Genomic DNA, 22,626 nt, shown 5'->3' with positions numbered 1-22,626 from the left:
GCGTGTGGGCGGCGCTGCGCCTCAGGGGCACGGTCGTGTCGGCCAGGCGGGTCATGCGCCTGATGACCGGCAACGGTCTGGTGCCCCCGTTCAAGAGCTCGCGCCGCTACTCCTCGTACAAGGGCGAGCTGTCCGACGCGCCCGCGAACATCGTCAACCGTGACTTCCACGCGGACGCGCCCAACAGGCTGTGGGTCACGGACATCACCGAGTTCTCCATCCCCGCGGGCAAGGTCTACCTGTCGCCGGTCATCGACTGCTACGACGGCATGCCCGTGGCATGGACGATCGGGACGAGCCCGAACTCGGCCCTGTCCAACGGCATGCTGCGCAAGGCANGCGCCGCGCTCAAACCGGGCGAGAGACCCGTGATCCACTCGGACCGGGGATGCCACTACCGGTGGGACGGGTGGATCTCGATCTGCGAGGAGAACGGGCTGGTGCGCTCGATGAGCGCGAAGGGCTGCAGCCCCGACAACGCGGCGGCCGAGGGCTTCTTCGGACGCCTCAAGCAGGAGTTCTTCCACAAGCGCTCCTTCGCGGGCGTCTCCCTGCGGGAGTTCATCCGCAGGCTCGACGAGTACATGACGTGGTACCGCGACGAACGCATCAAGACCGAGTTCGGCACCAGCATCACCGCGCGGCGACGCGAGCTCGGACTCATGGCATAATGAAAACCAACGACAACGCAGTCCAACAAAACAGCACCACCCCCCATCCGCGCAGTCGGTGGAGGTGAGCCTGGTCAACTATCTGTGGCCCACGCTGCTCGTGCTGCTCACGGCGATGTTGTCACGCCGCCCCGGCGCGGTATGGCGCGCGCTGCCGGGCGCGATCATCGCCACAATCGGCGTGGCGATGGCCGTGGGCGGCAACAGCCTCGACGCCCGGTCGGCAGTAGCAAATATCGCGTCGAACCCGCTGCCCTTCGCCCTGGCGTTCGCCGGCGCGATCATCTGGTCGGTGTACGCGGCCGTGACGCCGCGCATATCCAGCGGATACGACGGCACCACGATTTTCTTCTGCTGCGTTGCGGTGACGCTGTGGGTTATCCATGCGGCCTCGGGCGACGGACTGCCCGCGCAGGCTCCCGGCATCGGCGGATACGCGGCACTGCTCGCGTGCGCGGCGGCCATCGCGGGCGGATACGCGTGCTGGGGCTACGGCATGCTGCATGGCACCATGGAGACGATGGCGATCGGCTCATACGCCACGCCGTTGTTCTCCACCGCGTCAAGCACGGTGCTGCTGGGCGTCGCCCTCGGAGCTCCGTTCTGGATCGGCGTGGTGCTGGTGGTGGCCGGATCGCTGCTCAACGTCTGGTTCGCGCGAGGACGCCAGCACTAACAATGTGATTGTTCCGCGGGAAATTGTTCCGCGGGAGGAATCCCACGATTCGCAGCTCACGGTATCATGGCGAAAGTCTCCGGTGCGGGGCTTAAGGATGCAAGACCCGGGGAGGAGAAGCCGGAGCAAGGGAACGGAGAAAGATGATGGACGGAGAAATCGTGTTTTCGCAACCCTACGGGGAACCTCGCACGGAACCGCACGCTGAGCCCAGGCACGCCCGTCACGCCGCGCACGCGCAGACCGCCGACATCGACCCCGTGGAGCAGCTGTGGTCCTTCGTCGCGGCGGCGGGCAATTCCGACGCCATTGTGTTCGACACGGAGACGACGGGCATGGGCGCCGACGCCCACATCATCGAGATCGGCGCGCTTCTCATCAGCGGCGACGAGCCCATCTACGAATACGACCAGCTGATCCAGCCCCACGTCGAGCTTTCCGCAGGCATCACGGCGCTGACGGGCATCACGCAATCCGACCTCGACGGCCAGCCTGACGCGGAATTCGTGATCCCGCAGTTTCTGACCGCGATCCGCCCGCTCGTGCTCATCGGGCATAACGTCTCGTTCGACATCAAGATGCTCAACATCGAAGGCGCAGCGCTGGGATGCCGCGAGGTCACCAACGGATACATGGACACTCTGCGCATGTCGCGCCGCATGTTCCCGAACGCGCCATCGCACTCACTGCAGGAAGTGATGCGTCTGCTGGGCATCGATGAGGTCGAGACGCACAGGGCGGTGTCCGATGCGCGCCAGACATGGCAATGCTGGCAGCTGTTGAGCCAGATGAAGGAGCCCAAGCTGCTCGCCGATGACGAAATCGCCGAATCGCGGCGGCGCAATGCTGCCGTGAAGCGTCGGCACGCCAGCGGGTTCATGCGCAGCTCGTACCTGAGCAACCGGGACACCACCCCGGTGAACGCCCGTCCGGAGGGCGAGTCAATCGAGGATTTCACGTGCGGCGTCACCGTCTCCGGAGACACCAAGCACCAGGATGAGCTCTCGCGCTACGGATACGATGCGTGGCTGTGGGTGACGGTGACCCATGGCGTAATCGATTCGGGAAGGAACGCGGGGCACCCGACGCTGTGCGTGTCTTTGGACGGCCAGGAGATCGGCCATATTCCCGCGCTCCAAGAGGAGCGTCACCGCGGCCAGGTCCCGCCGGAGGGCGCCGTAATGATGGCGCATATCCCCAATTCGAAAAACGATAAGGAGAACGGCGTCTACCGCCTCCGCCTCCAGATGCCCGCCGAAAACGACGATTGATGCGAAGGAAAAGATAGCCGCCTTCACGCCTCGCCCAGCGACTCCTCGCCACGCGACTCGCCGCGTTTCGTCGCTGATAAGATGGTTGCACATTGGAAACAAGTGAAGGGGAATCCATCATGGTCAACAACAATACGCATCTCGTTTTCGGCGCCTGCCCTCTCTGCGGCGAGGAGACCACGGCAGAGATCGATGACGCGGCATACTCGAAGTACCAGGACCTGCTGAACGCGGATGACGTCGATTTCGACGATTACATCGCCGCGTTCCCTGACGACAGGACGCTCGCGGGCTTCCTCTACTGCGGTCTGTGCGAGAACCACGCGAACATCAAGTAAGCCTGAGCCAATCAAACCGCGCTCTCGTCACAGCGTGTGGTAGAACAGCACGATGTCCTCATAAGAGCCATCGTCGAGCCTATACCCGCCGGGCACGGTGCCAAGCCGCACGAAGCCAAGGCGCTCGTACAGGTGCAGCGCGTGCACATTGCTGGCAACCACAGCGTTGAACTGCAGGATGCGGAAGCCGATCTCCTTCGCCTTCGCAAGGCAATCGAGCACAAGCCGCTCGCCGATATGCCGCCCGCGCATGTCGCGGCTCACCGCGTAGCTTGCGTTGCAAATATGCCCGCAACGCCCCACGTTATTCGGATGCAGGATGTACAGCCCCACCACATGGCCGGTCTCGTCGTCTTCGGCCACGGCGCAGTAGCTCTGCGACGTGAAGAACGCGTCCGCCTCGTCCGCGCCGAGACCCTCCTCCTGCGGGAACGCCACGCCGTCGTCCACCACCTGGTTCCAGATGCGTGCCGCCTGAACCGCGTCCTCGCTCCGATATTGCCGAATCACGATGCCCACGCCGAGTCAACCTCCTGCTGCAATAGCTCCAATAACAAAATCTCCCCACTAACAATGTGATGGCTTGCGGACATTTTCGGGCCTCAAAAGTCCTGTTTCCGCCCGATTTCTGTCCGCGACCCATCACATTGTTCAGTGAAGAGTCTGCGCGGAGTTCCGAAAGAAAAGAACACGATTATGGGTTCACACCACAATACGGACGATGCCGACGCGCTCGACAACTGGCGCATCGGCTCGGGTTTGCAGGGCGTCGATGGTCTCACCACATCCGCGGCTGCATGCAATATCGCCCACCGGTACGCAGACGGCCTCATCGAGGAAGACCAGGCGGAACAGGAAATCCGCGCCTGGCACGCCTCGCATCCCGACTGTCCCGACAACCAAGACGCAGACATCGTGGCATTTCGAATCTGCAGCCTCCTGACCTCCGACGCCGACCATATCGTTGGCCCTCATACCACTTCGCTCTCCCCCGCCATGCTCGCGGCCATCCACCGCCGTCTTTTCACCGGCGTGCTTCCAACCACATGGACCGGCCGCTGGCGCACGCAGAACATCCGCAAATCAGAGCCGGTGCTCGGCGGCGACACGGTGGCATACTCCGCATGGGACTGGATCGATCCGACGCTGAACTACGATTTTTCGGAAGAGACACGGCGCCGCGCATCGTATGCGCGCATGGATCCCCGCGATGTCGCCGCGTACGTGCGCGGTTTCGTGGCAGGCGTCTGGCAGATTCACCCGTTCCGAGAAGGCAACACGCGCACGGTGATGACGCTCGCCGTGCTTTACCTACGCGATTTGGGCTTCCGCATCAGCCCCGCCCCGTTCGACCACAGCCAGTTTCTGCGCGACGCCCTCGTTCTCGCGAACGCGCCAAGTGCAGGGAGCCACGATGCGAACGACCACGCACCGGACGCACCCCTCACCCGCTTCTGGAACACCATGCTCTTCGACGCCGACGACCCGCTCACGAGTTTGCGCGGCGAGTAAGCGAACCGAAGAAGAGCAAGGGACGACGCCCCTACTCGTCGCGCTCGAGGACCTCGATGTCGCGCACGCCGTCGATCTGCGACATGCGCTCGATCACATCGTGCAGATGCGCCATGTCACCGCTGACGCGCATCTCCACCGTCGCACCGTTCCAATCGTCGCCGCTACGGTCATGCGTGGAAACGATCTGCGTCTCGAAGCCCGCGCCCGCCGCAAGCAGCAGCGTTTCGCGCAACGCTCCCTTGCCATCCTCATACGTCATGCGGAGCGTGCAATCCCTGTCGCGTCGCAACACCCATGTGACGAGCGGCGCCACCGCAAGCACCACGAGAAAGTACATCGCCGTCACCAGCGCGGCCAGCGGCAGCATCCCCGCGCCGCACGCCACGCCCACTGCGGCGGCGATCCAAATGGCGCACGCCGTGGTCAGGCCGCGCACGGTGTCGTTGGCGAAGCAGATCACACCGGCGCCCAGGAACCCGATGCCGGTCACCACCTGCGCGGCGATGCGGGATGCATCCCACGTCACGCCCTGCCCCAACAGCATCGGCACGCCCTCGATCGACACCATGGTGAACAGGCAGCTGCCGAGGCCGACGAGGATATGCGTGCGGATGCCCGCGTCCTTGCGCCGCGCCTCGCGTTCGAAACCGATGAGCCCGCATAGCATGAGCGCGCACAGCGTATCCGCCACATCCATCCATTGAAGTCCGATCAGCTGCATGCATCCTCCTTCGACGAGACCGGTGCGCCCGCACATCCACTGTACAGACCCTCGCGCGGACGCGACGGACGCGACGCCGAAGCCAGCAACCGCGACGCTAAGTCGGTAACCGCGACGACGCCGCAACCGCTGCGTCGCGTCGCGGACGGGAGGGGATTCCCGTCTGCGTCGACGAACGCGGTGCCGGTGCTGACGTTCCAGGTGTAGCTTTTCAGCGTGTAGATGCGGCCGGCATCCGGATCCGCCGCAAGCTCGAAGCTCTTGGGAAGCTTTCCTCCGAGCTCGATGCTCTCGTTCTCGATGGAATTCGACGCGTTCTTCACGTCCGACAGCGTGACCTGTTGCACGGCGCCTTGCGCGCATTGAGGTAGATCAGAAAACAGCGCGAAGAAACAATGATACAGCTTGCGGACAAATTTCCACGATTTTCGGGCCCCTGAGCCCGATTTTCGTCCGCGAACCGTACCACTGTTAAGAATCCGGAATCGTTTACGCCACCAGTGCGCCATTCATACGCCAACAGTGCCTCTCACTGGCACGCCATCGACCAGTAAGACCGACCGTTGGGGAGAAAGCCCAACGTTTCCAACGATGATGTCGCGAACAGTGCCTCTCACTGGCACGCCATCGACCAGCGAGAGCCACCGTCAGCACAGAAATCGTTGAAAACACTCACACCGCGCCCCAACAGTGCCTCTCACTGGCAGCCCATCGACCAGCGAGAGCCACCGTCAGCACAGAAATCGTTGAAAACACTCACACCGCGCCCCAACAGTGCCCCTCAGTGGCACGCCAGCCACCAGCCAAGCCCACTGTTCCCCTCACCCGCGCCTTCACGCGAGCGCCTGGCGGTAGATCTCCCGGTCATCGTCGCCGAAAACGTCGAACACCACGCGGCGCACGCTCGAACCGGCATGTCCGTCGAGCCACGTGCGCACCGTATCCACGGCGATGCGCGCCGCCTCGCGCTTGGGGAACCGGAACACGCCGGTCGAGATGCAGCAGAAGGCCACCGTGCCCCGCCTCGCATCCGTCATGGAATCGGTCGCATTGTCGTCTTCATCCAAACATCTTCATCAAAGCATCAACAATTGCTTGTCTCCATCCACAACAGCCGATAGGGGCTTATGCCATTAGGAGGTCACCGTGCGCAATCTTCAACTGTTTTGCAAACAGACCAAGGCATTTGAGCTTGATGTGGCGATGGAACTTTCACGCTTTGTAATCCAAAGATTATTCAGACCGCTGGCATGAATCCTGTCGCTGCCAATAGATTTAAATCTGACATTCGAGTAGACAACAGTGAGGATCTCCGGCACCGAACTACACGACACGCCGAACGTTTGATGCAGGAGTTGCCGATGCCACGATTATCACATCGGCAACGCATTACCAGGGAGGCATGCATGGGAACCAGCCTAGGGAATAGGATTCTCTTTTATCTTCAAGAGGCAGGCATGACGCGAAAGGAGCTCTGCGAAAAAACAGGAATCACCGAAGCCGCGCTTTCGCGTTACATAACCGGACAACGCGAGCCTAGGGCCGTGACCCTTTCATCAATTGCAAAGGCCCTGAACGTCACCATGGATGATTTGCTGGGGACCAGCACAAAGGATTCGGCAACACTCCATGGCGCGATTCGCCTAGTCGCGCGAAATTCAGAACAATTAACACCCGAACAGAGAAAATTCCTTATTGATTCACTTCTCAATTTTTAGGAGACAAATACGTATTCACTACCAATAGAACGATACGATGAGATCCGCGAATGTGTATCAGATGTCTTGGAGACATACGAAGTCAACGATTACCCGCTTGATATTTTTGGCCTCGCGTACTGCATTGGACTACGACTCGTTCCCTATTCTTCGCTCCCCAGCGAACTGCAAGAGATACTTCGCATGACTCATCCCGATGCAGTAACAAGAGCTAGCACCGATTGGGATATACAAAGCATCGCCATTTTTTATAACGACGCCGCAGATTACCACAGAATGCGCTTTTCACTAGCCCATGAAGTAGGACACATTTTTCTGGGACATTATGACGATAATGATGTATCCGAGATCGAGGCCAATCTATTCGCAAACTATTTGCTGGCTCCCGGCCCTCTTGTAATACGAGATTCTGCGTTCGACACTCAAACCATCAGCCAAGATTTTGACATTAGCTATGGCTGTGCACGAGTGGTATTGGATCGCACAATCAATCGCCTACGCTGCGGACGACCTATGACCAAATACGAAAACACTATAGAAAATCTGTGCCATCTGAACCGATAAGAAAATAAGGAGCATATGAACTCTCTATCCCCTTAGTCGTTTCCTCAGAATTCACCGATCTCACCAGCCAAAACCATATCGTCAGATTCTGGGGGAACCTCTCGCAGATCTCATGCATAGAGAATGACTCTGCGCCAATCCTGCTATCGACTTCGAGGATTGCACCGATTGTTCAGTATTCTCCATTGATTACTCAAAGGAGTTGAGACAGTGAAACGAATCAGAAAACACTTGCTTAGCAATGGTGAAACCAAACTTGAACCAATTGATCTCCGACGTAAGATGTGTTTGAATTACCTCGAATACTCCAACACCACTCATGCCTGCGGCAAATTCGATCTGCCGGAATTATTGTGCTCAACAACTATCTTCCCGGATTATATTGCACTCTACAGCGAGCCAGGGCAATATCATCGTACGCCGCTAACCGCTGTCGGATTCTGGCAATTTGATAACGTATTCGACGGCATCGATGGTATCTACAACGCAATCTACTATTCGGACAAGAAACTACTGAAATACTATCGTCAGCGTTTTGCTGGAGTACACCTTTTCTTCACGCCCGATTATTCACAATTCGGAGACGTCGATCTAATCGAGCAACTAATGCGGCTGAAAAAAGCGAGAATTGTTGGACTCTGGTTTGCGCTAGAGCTCCATGCCGTTGTAATTCCGTTTATCACAGTCCCTACCGTTGCAACTCTAGATTACGCGCTCAACGGACTCGAACATTGCCATGTTGTCGCTTTCAGCACTAAAGGCTATGTACGAAATCTAGAAGAACGAAACTCGTTGAAGGAAATTATCCGACGAACAGTTGATACTTTGGAGCTCGACGCTATAGTCGTTTACGATGTTTGCAAAGACAACCGTGCGATCAACGACATCTTTTCCTACGCAAAACAACGGGATATAGAAATCATTGTTCCAATGAACACCCTGAAACTACGAAACATGACACGCGCGGAGGAGCGAAGCAAACGCGAGAGGTACTAACAGTGGACTAGCACACGGGACTAGCGGCTCACCCCAGGCATCTCTCGAACAGGAGATATATGAACAAACGGTCAGACAGAATGAGACATCACTCCAACAACTCACCCAACATGGCGAATTGGTTGACCCTTCGCTCGTTACAGAGATGGAAAAGCACGGATACAAATTTCACAAAGAAGAGTTAATTTTCACAACGCGGGATGCAACCGGTCAGATTGTCTGGCTGGAAAGGGGGAACAAATATGCAGGATATGAACATCTAAAAACTCGCGGTCATTTGCAACATCTGGCTCATTATTTTCACGTCGAGGAAGCAATAATCCCCCGTATATTGCGAGACGTAATTCATTCAGGCAAGGTCATCTCGAATAAAATCGTCGAGCGTAATGGACGGAAGGCCTATGAGAGATGTTACGAATACCGCAACCGTAAAGTGATACTTGCCGGAATCGGTTCAAATGGATTTCTGGTCACTGCGTATCCCAAATCATAGGAGAATTTTCATCTGCCATGCAAAAAATCACTATCATGCTCGATTTTCTACAGGGTCCCATATGGACAAGCGATCCAGAGACAGGGAAACCTCAAACAGGCATTCCCATGATTGACAACGACTCGGTCATCCAATCTATTAGCCACGACATTCAGGAGATGTATTTCGGTTATTTCCATTTTGATACTGATGACGAGGCCTGCTGGTTCGACGAAAATCAAGAACGAAAGGATAAGAGGAAAATGCTTGCAATGCTCAAGCAGCTCAACAATCGTCTCAATGAAATAAATGACGGTAGCTTCACCGTGGAGGATTTGGAGACACCACGAGTCCGAAAACTATAATTCCCGATTATCACACTGGACATTCCTCCTCGCCCGCGCCCTCACGCGAGCGCCTGGCGGTAAATCTCCCGGTCATCGTCGCCGAAAACGTCGAACACCACGCGGCGCACGCTCGAACCGGCATGCCCGTCAAGCCATGCGCGCACCGTATCCACGGCGATGCGCGCCGCCTCGCGCTTGGGGAACCGGAACACACCGGTCGAGATGCAGCAGAAGGCCACCGTGCCCAGGCCCTCGCCCGCCGCGCAGTCCAGCACGCTGCGGTAGCACGACGCCAGCAGCCGCCGGTGTTCGTCGGTCAGCTCCCCGAACACGATGGGCCCAACCGTGTGGATCACATGCCGCGCCGGCAGGTTGTACCCGCCCGTCAGAAGCGCACGCCCGGTGGGTTCCTCGGCGAGCGCACCGCCTTCGCCGCGCGCCTTCATGATGCGGTAGCATTCCTCGCGCAGCTCCACGCCCGCCATGGTGTGGATCGCGTTGTCGATGCACATGTGCAGCGGCGCGAAGCATCCCATCATGCCCGAGTTGGCGGCGTTCACGATGGCGTCCGCCGCGAGCGCGGTGATGTCTCCCTGCCACAGCGCCAGGCGCGGGTCAAGCGGAGCGGCTGCGAGCGCCATCGGGTCGGCGATTCCCTTGGCGGCGGTGATGGCGCGCAGTACCCTGGACTGCTCGCGGTAGAAACGCTCGGGCAGCGTGTGCCCGGTTTCGCCGTGCGGCATGCGCACGTTGCACAGCGCGCGGTAGAGGAGAAACGATTGCTCCGCGCTGTCGGGCACCGGAGTCCCCGCGTACTCGGGAACCTCCTTCTCCAGGCATCCGATGAGATACGCGAGGCTGCGCCGCATGTCCCCGTCCGTCATCGGAGCGTCTGCCCGAGCGTTAGTCCAGTCATCGCCTCGCGCCGCATCGCGTGCGCCCTCCCGCGCATCCGTCGGCGCGTCGTTCCGCATTCCGCCCATCGTCTCGTCCATCGTCTCTCCTTCCCCGCCGTGCCGACTCGCAAACCAGGCACGCAATCTCTTCCGAACAATCGTATGCGCCCGGCAATCCAAGCGCTCCGCACCGCTCAGTCCAGCGCGCGCACCACGTCGGCGATATCCGCGTCGATGCACATCGACCTTCCCGCTATCTGCCCCGGGCACCACGCCTCGTCCTTGGTGACGCAGGCGTAGATGGCGTTCGGGTTCGCCGCCGTGAGCTGCCAGAACGGGTATTTGATGATGCCAGGCGTGTTCATGCCCACGCCGAGCTCGAGGTACAGCACGCGTGCGTCTCGGTGCGAGCGCAGGAACGCCGTGTACCGGTCGGCGGCCGCATGCCAGCCGGCGTCCTCCACAAAGGTGTCGTCCGCCCTGAGGTTCGGCACCATGGGTCGCCCGTCATCAGGGCACACGGGTAGCAGATCCCGGGGCACCTGCAAGGACAGGCGCCCGCCGTCGGGAAGGCTCAGCTGCCCGTCGGCGCCGATGCGGAAACCCTGCGACAACACCATGCGGCGAACGGCGTCCTCGTTGTCATACGTGCGGTGCGCCGAGGCACCCTGCGGCTCGGCGCTCTGGAACAGCCCGTAATCGCCCTGTGTGTAGAACAGGCGCATCTTGTCGAAGCCGACGCGCTGGAAGCAGTGGTCCACGTTCGTGGTGAGCACGAAGTAGTCGCGCCCCTTCACGAGACGCAACAGGCGCCGGTACAGATCGGACGGCATGGGCCCGTAGCGGTTGATCCAGATGTACCGGCTCCAGTACGCCCAGTACTCCCCCGGCGTGTCGAACGGATAGAAGCCGCCCGAGTACATGTCCGTGAAACCATAGCGCGCCACGAAATCGGGAAAATACCGCAGAAGGCGATCGCCGTCGTAGGTGTATCCGGCGGCTGTCGAGAGCCCCGAGCCGGCGCCGATCACGATGGCGTCGGCCTGCGAGAGACTGCGCGCGAGGCGCTCCGTGTCGGTCTGCCCCGCCATGGCGCGTGTCTCGCTACGTGACACCGCATCATGATGCCCATGCAGAATGTCCTTCCAAGTCATGGTGACCGTCCTTCCCTACGATTTTCCCGCCATTGCACCGACGCCGGCCGAACCGGCAGACAGCCCGCCAGCCCCGACTTGTTGTAATGTACTTCATTACAACGAATCCGTCAAGGCCCTGCAGACAGTCCCCACCCCACTACATGCACCCCGTCGTCACCTCGCCATCCCTGCACACCTTTCGCGAGTCCGTACATTTCGCGGGGTGCACGGAATTACAGCGCGGACCGTTGGGATTGAAACCCACGATTTCCAACGATGGAATCGTGAACAGTGCCTCTCACTGGCAGCCCATCGACCAGTGAGAGGCACTCTTAGCACAGGAATCGTTGAAAACACTCACACCGCAACCCAACGGTGCCTCTCACTGGCACGCCAGCCACCAGTGAGACCGACCGTTGACGGGGAAGGCGAGCGTTTCCAACGATGGAATCATGAACAGTGCCTCTCACTGGCAGCGGAGCGACCAGCGAGAGGCACCCTTGAAGAAAAACCCCAGCATTCCCAACAACAACCCTGCCAACAGTGCCCCTCACTGGCACGCCATCGACCAGTGAGACCGACCGTTGGGGAGAAAGCCCAGCGTTTCCAACAACAACCCCGCCAACAGTCCCCTTCACTGGCGAGCCATCAACCAGTGAGACCGACCGTTGGAATTGAAACCCACGATTTCCAACGATGGAATCGTGAACAGTGCCTCTCACTGGCAGCGGAGCGACCAGCGAGAGGCACCCTTGAAGAAAAACCCCAGCATTCCCAACAACAACCCTGCCAACAGTGCCCCTCACTGGCACGCCATCGACCAGTGAGACCGACCGTTGGGGAGAAAGCCCAGCGTTTCCAACAACAACCCCGCCAACAGTCCCCTTCACTGGCGAGCCATCAACCAGCGAGACCGACCGTTGACAGGGAAGGCGAGCGTTTCCAACGATGGAATCGTGAACAGTGCCCCTCACTGGCAACCCATCGACCAGCGAGACCGACCGTTGGGGAGAAAGCCCAGCGTTTCCAACGATGGGGTTGGCAAAAGTGTGACGGCCTGCGGACGAATTTCCACGATTGTAGAGCCCCGGAGCCCGCTTTTATCCGCAAACCATCACATTGTTATGAATAAGCCCGCACGCGCTCACGCAAATCCCCCGCCTCGCGGCGCACACGTGATACCGTGTTTATGGAGCGTCCCGCGCTGGGAGCCTCGTCGCGCCGGAAGGAGCCCGGCCGCGAGCGCCCGCGTCGCGCACCGTCGCTGCCCCGACCACGGAAAGGACCCCGATGCAGCTCGACATACGCAACATCCGTAAATCTTTCGAAGGGCGGGAGGTTTTGCATTCCCTGAGCTTCAGCGTGTCCAGCGGCCGCGCGATGGGCTTCCTCGGCCGCAACGGCGCGGGAAAGTCCACTACGTTCCGCTGTCTTATGCAGGTCTTCCGCCAGGATTCGGGCGAGTTCCTCATCGACGGCGCGCCCCTGGACCCCGCAAGGCACCGCATCGGCTACCTTCCCGAGGAGCGCGGCATGTATGGCAAGACCACGCTCGCCGACCAGCTCGAGTACTTCGCATGTCTCAAGGGCTCGCGGCGCAAGGCGGCGCGCAGGGACGCGCTCGACTGGATCCATTACTTCGGTCTCGACGATTATGCGAGCAAGCGCCTCGAGACCCTTTCGAAGGGCAACCAGCAGAAGATCCAGATCGCGCAGGCCTTCCTGGCCGATCCCGACATCATCGTGCTCGACGAGCCGTTCTCGGGCCTCGACCCGGTGAACGCGCAGGTGTTCAAGGAGGCGATCCGCCACATGGTGTCGCTGGGCAAGCTCGTCATCTTCTCCTCCCATCAGATGGCCTACGTGGAGGAGATGTGCGATGACATCACGGTGATCGACCGCGGGCACATCGTGACATCCGGCCCGCTCGAGGCGATCAAGGCGTCCGCCGGGCGCGGGCTGTACGCCATCGAGGCTACGCCGGGCGCTGAGGACGCCATCGCCACGGCCATCGCGGCCGCGGGGCGCGAGGCGACGCGCCACGGCGGGCTGGTGCTCACACCGCGCGACGACGCGTTCCTGCGCAGCTTCGTGTCGGAGCATTTCGAACGCATCGCCTCCGCTGGCGACTGGCGCCCCTCGATGCAGGAGATCTTCATCGATCTGACGGGCCACGATGATGCCAACGATGGCGCCGGCCACGATTTGGACGAGAATCCCGACGATGGCGCAACCTCCACCCGCACAACCGCCACACGCACTACCACCTCCTCCCCGACCGAAAGGACCGCAGCATGACCGGCATGGGAACCGTCTTCCGCTTCGAATACACCCAGCAGGTGCGCAAGAAGCCCTTCGTCATCACCACGGTGCTGCTGGCCATCGCCGCCGTCATTGCGGCGCTGTGCCCCGCCCTCTTCGCCTCCTCACTCGAATCGTCCGGGGACGCGCAGACCGTCGCGGGCGGCGTGTACTACGCCGACGCCTCGCTCGCCGGCACCCTTCCCTTCGAGGACGACCACGTCTATTCAAGCGAAGGCGCTCTGCGCGATGCCGTGACCGATGGCACGGAATCGGTGGGATTCGTGGTCTCCGACCCCACCCATATCACCACGTATTACAACAACTACACGGCAGGCGTCGCCAAGGACTCCTCGCTCGTCCGCTCCATGCTCCAGCAGATATACGTCACGTCGCGCCTCGCGGCCAGCGGCGTCTCCCCCGAGGAATACGAGGCGCTGCTCTCCACACCCGTCGAGGAGAACCGGCAGATCCTGGGGCGCGACACCACCACGCAGTACGCCATGGCCATCGTGTACCTCGTGCTCGTCTACATGGTGGTGCTGTTCTACGGCCAGACCGTGGCCGCGGCGGTGGCGCGCGAGAAAGACAGCAAGACGATGGAGCTGCTCATCACCTCCACGCGCCCCTCGAACCTCATCCTGGGCAAGGTGGCGGGCCTGACCTGCGCCGCCCTCACGCAGCTCGCCGTGGTGCTCGCCGCGTTCCTCGCCACCTTCGCCGGGGCCCGACCGCACTATCCCCAGGCGGTTCAGGACATGCTCGCGACCGTCCTCGACACCTCGATGCTCGGCGTGTACCTGATCAACTTCGTGCTCGCGCTCATGCTGTACATGGTGCTGTACGCGGCGCTCGGCTCGCTCGTCTCGCGCGTGGAAGACGTCTCCACGGCCACCGCTCCGGTAATCGCGCTCGTGGTCATCGCGTATTTCCTCGCGTTCTACGCTACGAACGGCACCACGTCGGCCCTGCTCGATGTGGGATCGTGGATCCCGTTCTTCTCCGTGTTCGTCATGCCGATCCGCTTCAGCGTCGGCACCGCCTCGTGGGCGCTGGTGCTGGGCTCGACGGCTGTGACGCTCGCCTTCACGGTGGCGCTGGCCTGGATGTCGGTGCGCATCTACCGCTGGGGCACGCTGCGCTATGGTTCGCGCGTGGGCCTTGTGACGGCTGTGCGCAAGGCCTTCGCAAAGGAGTGAGATCGCGCCGCGCAACCGTGTGAGAGCACAGCAACGATAACAACACAAGGGGCGCCCCTGACAGGGAGCGCCCCTTTCTGACCTTTCTGCCCCTTTCTCATAAGGCCGCTTCATAAGACCTCTGATAAGGCTCCTCGCGTGCGTCAGGCCCTTCGCCCGCCCGCGCCGCAACGCCCCCCCTCACACGCGGCGCAGCCTCGGCGGCTTGTACGTCGTCAGGAACAGCGGCTGCATCTCGGTGACCGGATTGTACGGAGACAATCCGAACCACTTGGCCGGCGATCCGGCCGCGTGGCGGATGGCGTACTTGGCGTTCAGCGCAAGCGCCTGGCCGCTCGTCACGCGGGATTCCGGCATGAGCTCCTTGTGGATGAGCACATAGCGGATGGGGCCGATGTTCGGATCGGCGTCCATCTTCGGATAGCGCATCTGCTGGCGCGGCAGCTCACCGCTCTCCACGAGGTCGTTCATGATCTGGTGGATGTACGGCGGGATGGATTGCGACACCTTGAAGCCCAGGCGGATACGCACGCGGAACATGTAGTCGGTGCCGAAGTTCTCGACGGAGTACTCCCGGGTGAACGGCTCGTCCGAGGTCTCCACGCTCACGGCCCACCAAGCGCGCGCCCGTTTGGGATGGTCGGCGAAGATGGAGAAGAAGATGTCGGTGTCGAAGCGCTTGGTATACGGGTCCGACGTCAGGTACACGATGTTGTCGGAGTAGTACGGGATGCACTCGTCGGCGTGCAGCTTCTCGAGGGACGGCAGGCAGTCGGCAGGCTTCATATGGCGCCGCTGCTCGCGTTCAAGCGCCGTGCCCTCGCTCCACGCGACCATGACGAGAAGGATCGCCAGGGTCAGCAGCATGGTGAACCAGCCGCCGTGGAGGAACTTCGACATCGAGGCGATGAAGAACATCGTCTGGATCGCAAGGAACACGACGAGGAACACGACGGCCCCGACGCGGTGGCGGTCATGCCAGATGTACACCGACAGCAGGATTGTGGTCGTGATCATCGTGACGGTCAGGGCCAGGCCGTATGCGGCGGAGATATGCTCCGAGTCTCGGAACAACGCCAGCACGAGGAGGGTGGCCACGCACAGCACGCGGTTGACCATCGGGATGTACAGCTGCCCTCGCGTGCGCGACGGGTAGCGCACCTGGAGGTGCGGCATCCAGTTCAGGCGCGTGGCTTCCGAAACCATGGTGAACGCGCCGGTGATAAGCGCCTGGGAGGCGATGACGCCGGCGGCCACCGACAGCACGACCGCCACGCAGCGCACGCCGGGGCTCATCATCTGGAAGAACGGGTTGACCGAGACGAATCCCATGTAGTCGCCGTTGTACTGGTTGCGCAGCATCCACGCGCCCTGGCCGAAGTAGCACAGCACGAGCGCCACCTTGATGAACGGCCAGGTGAAATAGATGTTTCCGCGACCCACGTGGCCCATGTCGGAATACAGGGCCTCGGCGCCCGTGGTGGACAGGAACACGGTTCCCATGAGCGCGACCCCGGCCACGTTGTGCTTGCTGAACAGGAAACGCACGCCGTACGCGGGGTTGAGGGCGGCGAACACGCCCCAGTCCTGGCTGAGGTTCGCCAGGCCCACCGCCGCCAGGAAGGTGAACCATACCATGACGACCGAGCCGAATACCTTCCCGATGCTCTCCGTGCCACGCGACTGGAGCGAGAAGAGAACGAGGATGATGACGACGGTGATCATGAGCGTGAGCTCGGGATTATCGTGGAACACCTGCTCGAGGCCGGGCAGCGTGCGCAGGCCCTCGACGGCCGAGCTGATGGACACCGCGGGGGTGAGCACCGAATCGGCGAGGAACGCCGCGCCGCCGATCATGGCGGGGGCGGCGAGCCAGGCGCCGTACCTGCGGATCAGCGAATACAGGGCGAAGATGCCGCCCTCGCCCTTGTTGTCGATGCGCATGGCGATGAGCACGTATTTGACGGTCGTGATCAGGGTGATGGACCAGAACACCAGCGACAGCATGCCCAGCACCGCGGGACGGTCCACGTTGGCCAGACCCCCCTGGCCGGAAATGAAAGTCTGCATCGTGTACAGCGGCGAGGTGCCGATGTCGCCGTACACCACGCCGAGAGCCACGATGCACATAGCCGGCGTGATCTTGTCCCGACCCGACTGGAGGCGGTAGAACCACCGCCCGAGCGGGCCCTTGTCCGCCACCTTGTCAAGCCTGGCGGTGGCCTCCTTCTCCTCGGCGCTTCGCTTAAGCAGCACCTTGCGCTCCTCCTTGGTGAGGGTGCGCTGCTGGACCTTCGGCGCCTTGGTGAATTGCTGGACGCGCAGGATGCGCTGCGTGTCCTCGACCAACTCACGCTCCTCGGCGCTCTGCGGTTCGGATTCCTTCTGGCCGCGCGCCGAATGCGCCCGTGTCTTCTTCTCGTCCTTCATCAATCGTGCCTTTCAAAGCTTGTTGCTTCAGACGGCGGGTTCCCCCGCATGCACGAACCTTCACGATTCGAACACAGGCGGATACAGTAACCCCTCGTGGCACGAATGGCAAGGCGAATTGTGAAGACCGGGGCCGGGGCTGCGGGATTCGACTCCCCCGCGCGTGCGCGGCACGGCGTCGGCCGGGCAACGGGACCTCCCCCGCGGCCGGACACCGCGGTCACATCGTGAGACCGGAGAACCAGCTGCCCACCCACGAATACAGCACGGGGTTGGTGGAGGCGAGCGCCTCATAGCGCCCGGTGGCGAAGAAGCCCATGCCGATCATGAACGCGGCGAACAGCACGGCCGCCGCGGCCGCCAGCGCCATGACGCGCGCGGGAATCGTGGCGCAACCGGAAGCCGCATCGTCCTGCCGACCCTCGGGGCGCAGCGATTCCTCAAGCGCAAGCGCCACCAGGATCGCCGCGAGCGCCAGCAGCATGCTGAAGTCGCCGTAGTAGCGGTTGTTGATGCCACCGATGAGGGTGTCGGTGAGCATGACCACGATGCCCAGGGCGACGCACCACAGCGCCATGCCCCAGGCGCGGTGGCGGCGCAGCGGACGGCGCGCCATCCACATCAGGAGCACGACGGCGAGCATGGGCACGAGCGCCAGGAGGCCGCCGAGCGACGGCTCCTGCGGCGCGGCGATGGCGGTGGACGTGGTCTGCACGAACGGGAACTGGCCGAGCAATGAGACGGGCTGGAACAGTTCGAGGAACAGTTCGGCCGGCAGGAGGAAGACGGAGGGGCGCTGGCTCGTCAGGTCATAGGACGTCAGGTTGTAGTCCTGGCCGAAGTCGAACGGCGAGCCGAAGCGCGCCACGTTGTAAGCGCCGAGCGGCACGAGCACCGCGAGCGCGGCGAGCGCCACGGCCAGCGTCAGGCGCCACGATGTGCGGGAGACGAGCTGGCGGGTGTGGCGGATCTCGTCCCAGAACAGCGGGATGGCGAGGAGGATCATGGCGGCGAACTGCGGGCGGCAGCCGACGGTCATGGCCATGAGCACGGTGCCGAGCACCATGCGCCACGCGGAGAGCTTCGTGGCGGCGGGGGCGGCGGCGGGCGCGTCCGAGGAATCGGCAACGCAAGTCGCCGGTGAACCATCGGCGGGAGCATCGTGGGGCATCGCGAACGCCCACCGGCCGCTGGCGGCGTCACGGCGCGCGCGGATCCAGAAGTACAGCCCCGCCGACGCCACGGCCATGGCCATGAGCACGGGCACTCCGTAGAACGACGGGTCGAACACGTAGTACCACATGCTTGTGGCGGCCATGGCGGTGAACAGGCACAACCAGGCCATCGCCTGCGATGCGTTCGGGAAGAAACGGCGGATGAACGACATCACGAACAGCGTGCCGAACACCGTGAACGCCACGGCCAGCGTCCAGGACGCGGCCCATGTGGGAAGCCAGCCTCCGGTGATCGCCTCGTACGGGGCGAAGAGGAGGAGGGCGGGCAGCACGCCGAAATAGCAGTAGTAGTGGCCCTGGTAGTAGGCGTGGTCCCAGAAGTAGACGGCGCCGGTGGAGGCGTTCCGGCTGACGCGCGCGCCGAAATCGTAGGGGTTCTGCATGGTCTGCAGGGAGTTGTCGACCGGCAGGTCGAGCCATAGGCGGCCGTGCAGGAGCGCGTCGGCGAGGCGCTGGTACTGCGCGGGGTCGGTCCAGTGGTGGAAGCTCGAGTTGAACGCTGTGGCGAGGGAGACATGCGAGCCGCCGGTCATCTGGCTGATGGCGAGGAGCGCGGCGGATTGCAGCACGATGAACGCGCCGATGGCGATACGGTGCCCGCGCGAGTCGATGTCGAGGCGGCGGCGCCACAGCGCGGACCCGGGGCGCAGGCAGATGACGAACGCGGCGAGGGCAAGCATGATGACGAGCCTGGGCAGCGAGACCATGAAGGGCACCGTGGGGTTGAGTTCATATGATGCGAGGGAGACGACGGCGCCGGCGGACTGGCTGCCGTAGTCGATGCGCAGCCAGGTGCTGTAGCGGTTGTCATCGCTTTTCTGGCCGGCGAGCACGTATTGGGTGGACGGGATCTTGGTGTAGGTGAGGGTTTTGGCGTCCGTCCACACACCCTGACCAAGGTCGCGCCACGTCAGGGAGTCGGTGTCTGTGGTCGAATCGTCGGCGCTGCCGTAAGCGGTTTTGAACGAGGCCGTGGAGTACGACCACCCCGTGCCGGCGGGCACGAGGCGCACGCTGCGCAGTTCGGCGGCGCCGCCGGAGGCGGAGCGGATCGGGATGCCGATGGTGGCCTTGTCGGCGTCGGTCACCGTATACGTGCCGTCGCCGTTGTCGGTCAGGCCCGAGGCGATGACGGGCGTGCCCGATTCCACGGCCGGGGCGCCGACCGTGCGCCAGTGCGGCAGGTTGAAGATTCCGATCTCGCAGGCGGCGATGAGGACGACCGCCACGATCCACAGGACGAGCGTATGCTTGCGCGATGCCATGTCACTCCCCGGACTGGTGCGGCGCGGCCTGTCGGCTTTTCTGCTTTCTCGGCCTTCGGCTCCTCGGCTTTCCGCGCGCGCCGGGATGCGCGGGTCCGGGCCGGCGCATCCGCGCGGTAGGCTACCACCCGCGTCTGTGCTTGGGCCGGGAGGATACTGCGAGGTAACACGATTTTCACAAGGTCATCGCACATCGCGTCTCGGACATGGCGCCACCAACACGGTGCTACCAACACGGTGCCCTCGAACATGGCGCCATCGTATCTGATGCGCGGCCGCGCCCTTTGTTTCCGGTGCGGTTATAGTGGGACGAGAGTGATTGTCGTAGTCAGAGATCACAGAAGGGAAACCAGGAATGAAGTGCCCCAAGTGTGGAGCGGACGTTGTGCCTGATGGGAAGTTCTGCGGCCGTTGCGGCGCCCCGCTTCAGCAGGCCCAGCCTCAGCCGATTCAGCAAGCCCAGCCCCAGCAGCAGGCGGCGCCGGCGGCGTCATCGTTCATGTCTGCCATCGCGTCCACCCCGGCATCCCAGCCGGTGCAGATGGAGGACGATGCGGAGGAGGAGTCCGCCCCTACATCGCTCGCCGCACCCGCCATGCGCCACCACGTGCCCAAGGTGACCAAGGCCGCCCAGACCCCGCCGCCGTCCGCCGCTCCCGCCGTCTCACCCGTGCAGACGGCTTCCTTCGCGGACGCCATCGCGTCGACGCCGGCCGCGCCCGCCATCGATGCGGACGATGATGACGATGACGCTGAGGAGGAGTTTGCCCCCACGTCCCTCGCGACTCCGGCCATGCGCCACCACGTGCCCAAGGTGACCAAGGCCGCCCAGACGCCGACGCCCGCCGCGCAGACGGGCGAATCGTCTACCGCAGCGACCGACACGAGGCGTCCGAATCCCTTCGATGAAGATTCCGCGGCGACTTCCATTCTTCCCCCGGCGCAGCGTCACAAGACTCCGAAGGCCCAGTACGCGGGCCAGCCGACGCAAAACCAGACGGCTCAGCCGGCGCCTGCGCAGAACGCGGCGCAGCAGAACGCACAGCAGCAGCCCGTCCAGCCGCAGTACGCCTGGCAGTCCCAGCCGGAGTATGCGCAGCAGCTGCAGAACCAGCAGCCGGTTACCCCTCAGCCGTACGCCACCCCGCAGCCGTCGTACCAGACGCTGCAGAACCCGTACCAGCAGAACCCGTACCAGCCGAACACCACCATGCCGCAGCCAACGCCGCAGCCAGTCGAATCCCTCGTGCATATGCCCGCGGAATCCTCCACCGCGCCTGCCACGAAGAAGCGCCGCGGTCTGCGCAAGAAGAAGGCCGAGGCCCAGCAGGCCGCCCAGCTCGAGGCCCAGCAGGCCGCGCAGCAGGCGCAATCGTATCTTGTCGGGCCGCGCGCCGACCAGCCCATGCAGAACCTTACCCAGCCCGCGCCGTTCGCGCCGACGTCCAAGGCGCCGCAGGGCGAGGAGGAGCCGCAGAACGATGCGCCGATCACCTCCTCCTCCGAGGTTCCTCAGGAAGAGAAGAAGGGGCACAAGGCCTCCGCCATCGTCATGACCGTGGCCCTTGTGCTCATGGTTGCCGCGGGCGGCTTCGCCGGTTACGAGGCCTTCCTCGACCCGGCGCGCACCTCCACGCAGCCCGCCGCCACCGCCACCGTGGACAGGAGCCAGTACGACGGCACGTGGATCGAGGTCATCCAGAACGCTGACGGCACCATGAAAACCGGCAACGTGTACACGGTGTCGGGCAACAACGTGTGCCAGTACACCTCGCAGGACGCGCAGGGTGTGACCCCCGAGACCTGCTCGTGGGCGGTGTCGGACTCCGGCGTGGTGCGTATCTCCTTCGCGGACCGCGGATCCGTGCCGCTGGTGTTCAACTCCGACAAAACGGCGCTTGTGCCGGCCACCGCGACTCCCGACGGCACCATCCTGCGCCGCGTGGACACGAAGTAGCCGAAGAGGCCTCTGGGCAAAACCGACCTGAGCGACATCGATAGAAACACAGAAGAAGGAACCATGATTTGCTCTCATTGCGATAACGCCGTGCCGGAGGGCATGGGCACCTGCCCATACTGCGGCAACAGCCTCGTGCCGACCGATCCGGCCACGGGGATGCCGACCGGGATGCCGGTGAACGCCACCGTGCAGCCCACGCCCACCCCGCAGGGCGCGGCGAAGAAGAAGCACCACGCGAACCCGCGCATCATCATCGCCATCGTGGCGTTCGTGCTCGCCATCGCGCTGGCCGCCACCGGCGTCATGCTGCGCCAGCGCTACGCCTCCGCCGCGGCAAGCACCACGCAGACGCAGGCCGCCGACCCGGTCGGCGTGTGGACGGTCTCCTCCGCCAGCAGCGGCGACACCACCTTCGAACCGGGCTCGTCCACCGAGCTGCAGTTCCTGAGTTCCACGGCGAAGAACCTGGGCTACGCGGACGCCGACGGCGCGCTGATCCCCATGTTCGAAAGCCTCACGATCGAGATCCGCCCCGACAATTCGTGCGTGGTGTATGACTCCCTCGTCACGGGCGGCAACGGTATCAACCAGTGGTCGTGCTCGTGGCAGCAGGACGGCGGGAACATCGCCGTCGAGTACAAGCAGACGGGCAACGCCGCGCAGGACTACAAGCTGACGCTCGCGTTCTCCGACGGCAAGCTGACCTTCGACGGCGCTTCGAACGCCGATTTCATCCAGCAGGTGGACGCCAACGGCATCTTCCCGCTCCAGAACCTCGCCAACGGCGGGGCGCTGGCCGGCGCGTCGATTACCTTCGAGCGCGAAGGCAGGTCGGCGCAGTGACGACGGCGCCATGACGACGGCGCAGTGACACACTCTGAAAGAAGGCGCCGCACGATGTTTCGAAGCATCGTG

Annotated in this window: 20 protein-coding genes and 1 pseudogene; 13 read left to right on the top strand and 8 right to left on the bottom strand. The window is 62.6% G+C overall.

All coding sequences use genetic code 11. The annotated features are described in order from the left end of the window. The 4 genes and pseudogenes from PSRA_RS05950 to PSRA_RS05935 form a co-directional block, all read left to right on the top strand. Window positions 1-671, top strand: a 671-nt coding sequence (locus tag PSRA_RS05950) for an IS3 family transposase (RefSeq protein ID WP_143516354.1), incomplete at its 5' end; no start/stop codon positions are given. A 46-nt stretch (window positions 672-717) separates the two neighbouring features. Beyond that, window positions 718-1,347 (top strand): annotated as a pseudogene (gene yddG / locus PSRA_RS05945) (aromatic amino acid DMT transporter YddG); the annotation flags it as partial. Window positions 1,348-1,490: 143 nt separating this feature from the next. Next, the gene (locus PSRA_RS05940; protein WP_094660980.1) at window positions 1,491-2,618 is read left to right on the top strand and encodes a 3'-5' exonuclease; all 1,128 of its coding nucleotides are present in this window, start codon (window positions 1,491-1,493) and stop codon (window positions 2,616-2,618) included. A 119-nt stretch (window positions 2,619-2,737) separates the two neighbouring features. After that, the gene (locus PSRA_RS05935) at window positions 2,738-2,956 is read left to right on the top strand and encodes a hypothetical protein (RefSeq protein WP_094660979.1); all 219 of its coding nucleotides are present in this window, start codon (window positions 2,738-2,740) and stop codon (window positions 2,954-2,956) included. 27 nt (window positions 2,957-2,983) lie between these two features. On the opposite strand, the gene PSRA_RS05930 is transcribed toward PSRA_RS05935, so the two are convergent. Further along, window positions 2,984-3,475: a GNAT family N-acetyltransferase gene (locus PSRA_RS05930; protein WP_094660978.1), complete on the bottom strand. Its 492-nt coding sequence runs from the start codon at window positions 3,473-3,475 to the stop codon at window positions 2,984-2,986. Between the two features lie 177 nt (window positions 3,476-3,652). Between PSRA_RS05930 and PSRA_RS05925 the strand changes: the two genes are divergently transcribed. Next, window positions 3,653-4,468, top strand: coding sequence for a Fic family protein (locus tag PSRA_RS05925; protein WP_094660977.1), 816 nt, complete (start codon window positions 3,653-3,655; stop codon window positions 4,466-4,468). Between the two features lie 31 nt (window positions 4,469-4,499). Here the strand turns inward: PSRA_RS05925 and PSRA_RS05920 are convergent, their stop codons facing one another. The 3 genes from PSRA_RS05920 to PSRA_RS05910 form a co-directional block, all read right to left on the bottom strand. Next, window positions 4,500-5,192: an MgtC/SapB family protein gene (locus PSRA_RS05920; protein WP_094660976.1), complete on the bottom strand. Its 693-nt coding sequence runs from the start codon at window positions 5,190-5,192 to the stop codon at window positions 4,500-4,502. Then, window positions 5,183-5,539 (bottom strand): hypothetical protein, encoded by a 357-nt coding sequence (locus PSRA_RS05915; protein ID WP_094660975.1) that lies wholly within the window; start codon window positions 5,537-5,539, stop codon window positions 5,183-5,185. The genes PSRA_RS05920 and PSRA_RS05915 overlap by 10 nt, the downstream gene beginning before the upstream one ends. Window positions 5,540-6,025: 486 nt before the next feature. Beyond that, window positions 6,026-6,259: a macro domain-containing protein gene (locus PSRA_RS05910; RefSeq protein ID WP_245834924.1), complete on the bottom strand. Its 234-nt coding sequence runs from the start codon at window positions 6,257-6,259 to the stop codon at window positions 6,026-6,028. A 339-nt stretch (window positions 6,260-6,598) separates the two neighbouring features. Here PSRA_RS05910 and PSRA_RS05905 point away from each other — a divergent pair, with 339 nt between their 5' ends. The 4 genes from PSRA_RS05905 (at window position 6,599) to PSRA_RS05890 (ending at window position 9,307) form a co-directional block, all read left to right on the top strand. Further along, on the top strand, window positions 6,599-6,910 hold the full coding sequence (locus PSRA_RS05905) for a helix-turn-helix domain-containing protein (RefSeq protein ID WP_211280491.1): 312 nt from the start codon (window positions 6,599-6,601) through the stop codon (window positions 6,908-6,910). Between the two features lie 183 nt (window positions 6,911-7,093). Then, window positions 7,094-7,474, top strand: a complete 381-nt coding sequence (locus PSRA_RS09795; RefSeq protein ID WP_143516353.1) for an ImmA/IrrE family metallo-endopeptidase — start codon at window positions 7,094-7,096, stop codon at window positions 7,472-7,474. A 210-nt stretch (window positions 7,475-7,684) separates the two neighbouring features. Beyond that, on the top strand, window positions 7,685-8,470 hold the full coding sequence (locus tag PSRA_RS05895) for a DUF4417 domain-containing protein (RefSeq protein ID WP_143516352.1): 786 nt from the start codon (window positions 7,685-7,687) through the stop codon (window positions 8,468-8,470). Window positions 8,471-9,070: 600 nt separating this feature from the next. Then, window positions 9,071-9,307 (top strand): hypothetical protein, encoded by a 237-nt coding sequence (locus tag PSRA_RS05890; protein WP_211280490.1) that lies wholly within the window; start codon window positions 9,071-9,073, stop codon window positions 9,305-9,307. Window positions 9,308-9,348: 41 nt separating this feature from the next. On the opposite strand, the gene PSRA_RS05885 is transcribed toward PSRA_RS05890, so the two are convergent. Together PSRA_RS05885 and PSRA_RS05880 are read right to left on the bottom strand one after the other, a co-directional pair. Further along, the gene (locus tag PSRA_RS05885) at window positions 9,349-10,284 is read right to left on the bottom strand and encodes a protein-ADP-ribose hydrolase (protein ID WP_245834923.1); all 936 of its coding nucleotides are present in this window, start codon (window positions 10,282-10,284) and stop codon (window positions 9,349-9,351) included. A gap of 95 nt (window positions 10,285-10,379) precedes the next feature. Further along, window positions 10,380-11,339, bottom strand: a complete 960-nt coding sequence (locus tag PSRA_RS05880) for an SIR2 family NAD-dependent protein deacylase (protein WP_211280489.1) — start codon at window positions 11,337-11,339, stop codon at window positions 10,380-10,382. Window positions 11,340-12,611: 1,272 nt separating this feature from the next. Between PSRA_RS05880 and PSRA_RS05875 the strand changes: the two genes are divergently transcribed. After that, window positions 12,612-13,619, top strand: a complete 1,008-nt coding sequence (locus tag PSRA_RS05875) for an ABC transporter ATP-binding protein (RefSeq protein WP_094660970.1) — start codon at window positions 12,612-12,614, stop codon at window positions 13,617-13,619. Then, on the top strand, window positions 13,616-14,821 hold the full coding sequence (locus PSRA_RS05870) for an ABC transporter permease (protein WP_094660969.1): 1,206 nt from the start codon (window positions 13,616-13,618) through the stop codon (window positions 14,819-14,821). The genes PSRA_RS05875 and PSRA_RS05870 overlap by 4 nt, the downstream gene beginning before the upstream one ends. A gap of 180 nt (window positions 14,822-15,001) precedes the next feature. Here PSRA_RS05870 and PSRA_RS05865 read toward each other — a convergent pair whose 3' ends face one another. After that, window positions 15,002-17,251, bottom strand: a complete 2,250-nt coding sequence (locus PSRA_RS05865) for a KUP/HAK/KT family potassium transporter (RefSeq protein ID WP_094660968.1) — start codon at window positions 17,249-17,251, stop codon at window positions 15,002-15,004. A 220-nt stretch (window positions 17,252-17,471) separates the two neighbouring features. Beyond that, window positions 17,472-19,751: a hypothetical protein gene (locus PSRA_RS05860; RefSeq protein WP_094660967.1), complete on the bottom strand. Its 2,280-nt coding sequence runs from the start codon at window positions 19,749-19,751 to the stop codon at window positions 17,472-17,474. 385 nt (window positions 19,752-20,136) lie between these two features. On the opposite strand from PSRA_RS05860, the gene PSRA_RS05855 reads away from it, so the two are divergent. Both PSRA_RS05855 and PSRA_RS05850 read left to right on the top strand, forming a co-directional pair. Continuing rightward, a complete protein-coding gene (locus PSRA_RS05855) occupies window positions 20,137-21,708 on the top strand; it encodes a hypothetical protein (RefSeq protein ID WP_143516351.1) in 1,572 nt (523 codons plus the stop codon). 63 nt (window positions 21,709-21,771) lie between these two features. Then, entirely contained in the window at window positions 21,772-22,554 is a 783-nt protein-coding gene (locus PSRA_RS05850; protein ID WP_094660965.1) for a hypothetical protein, read from the top strand. Window positions 22,555-22,626 lie beyond the last annotated feature (72 nt).

It is taken from the genome of Pseudoscardovia radai, assembly GCF_002259605.1.
GTDB lineage: Bacteria > Actinomycetota > Actinomycetes > Actinomycetales > Bifidobacteriaceae > Pseudoscardovia > Pseudoscardovia radai.
The sequence above is the reverse complement of the archived record's forward strand: the minus strand, read 5'-3'. Positions and strand labels throughout refer to the sequence as shown.

Bases quoted from the DNA above. Each gene is read 5' to 3' on its own strand.
- PSRA_RS05870 (WP_094660969.1), top strand. From the start codon at position 13,616: ATGACCGGCATGGGAACCGTCTTCCGCTTCGAATACACCCAGCAGGTG.
- PSRA_RS05940 (WP_094660980.1), top strand. From the start codon at position 1,491: ATGATGGACGGAGAAATCGTGTTTTCGCAACCCTACGGGGAACCTCGC.
- PSRA_RS09795 (WP_143516353.1), top strand. From the start codon at position 7,094: ATGACTCATCCCGATGCAGTAACAAGAGCTAGCACCGATTGGGATATA.
- PSRA_RS05920 (WP_094660976.1), bottom strand. From the start codon at position 5,192: ATGCAGCTGATCGGACTTCAATGGATGGATGTGGCGGATACGCTGTGC.
- PSRA_RS05925 (WP_094660977.1), top strand. From the start codon at position 3,653: ATGGGTTCACACCACAATACGGACGATGCCGACGCGCTCGACAACTGG.
- PSRA_RS05865 (WP_094660968.1), bottom strand. From the start codon at position 17,251: ATGAAGGACGAGAAGAAGACACGGGCGCATTCGGCGCGCGGCCAGAAG.
- PSRA_RS05850 (WP_094660965.1), top strand. From the start codon at position 21,772: ATGATTTGCTCTCATTGCGATAACGCCGTGCCGGAGGGCATGGGCACC.
- PSRA_RS05890 (WP_211280490.1), top strand. From the start codon at position 9,071: ATGATTGACAACGACTCGGTCATCCAATCTATTAGCCACGACATTCAG.
- PSRA_RS05905 (WP_211280491.1), top strand. From the start codon at position 6,599: ATGGGAACCAGCCTAGGGAATAGGATTCTCTTTTATCTTCAAGAGGCA.
- PSRA_RS05885 (WP_245834923.1), bottom strand. From the start codon at position 10,284: ATGGACGAGACGATGGGCGGAATGCGGAACGACGCGCCGACGGATGCG.
- PSRA_RS05860 (WP_094660967.1), bottom strand. From the start codon at position 19,751: ATGGCATCGCGCAAGCATACGCTCGTCCTGTGGATCGTGGCGGTCGTC.
- PSRA_RS05875 (WP_094660970.1), top strand. From the start codon at position 12,612: ATGCAGCTCGACATACGCAACATCCGTAAATCTTTCGAAGGGCGGGAG.
- PSRA_RS05880 (WP_211280489.1), bottom strand. From the start codon at position 11,339: ATGACTTGGAAGGACATTCTGCATGGGCATCATGATGCGGTGTCACGT.
- PSRA_RS05935 (WP_094660979.1), top strand. From the start codon at position 2,738: ATGGTCAACAACAATACGCATCTCGTTTTCGGCGCCTGCCCTCTCTGC.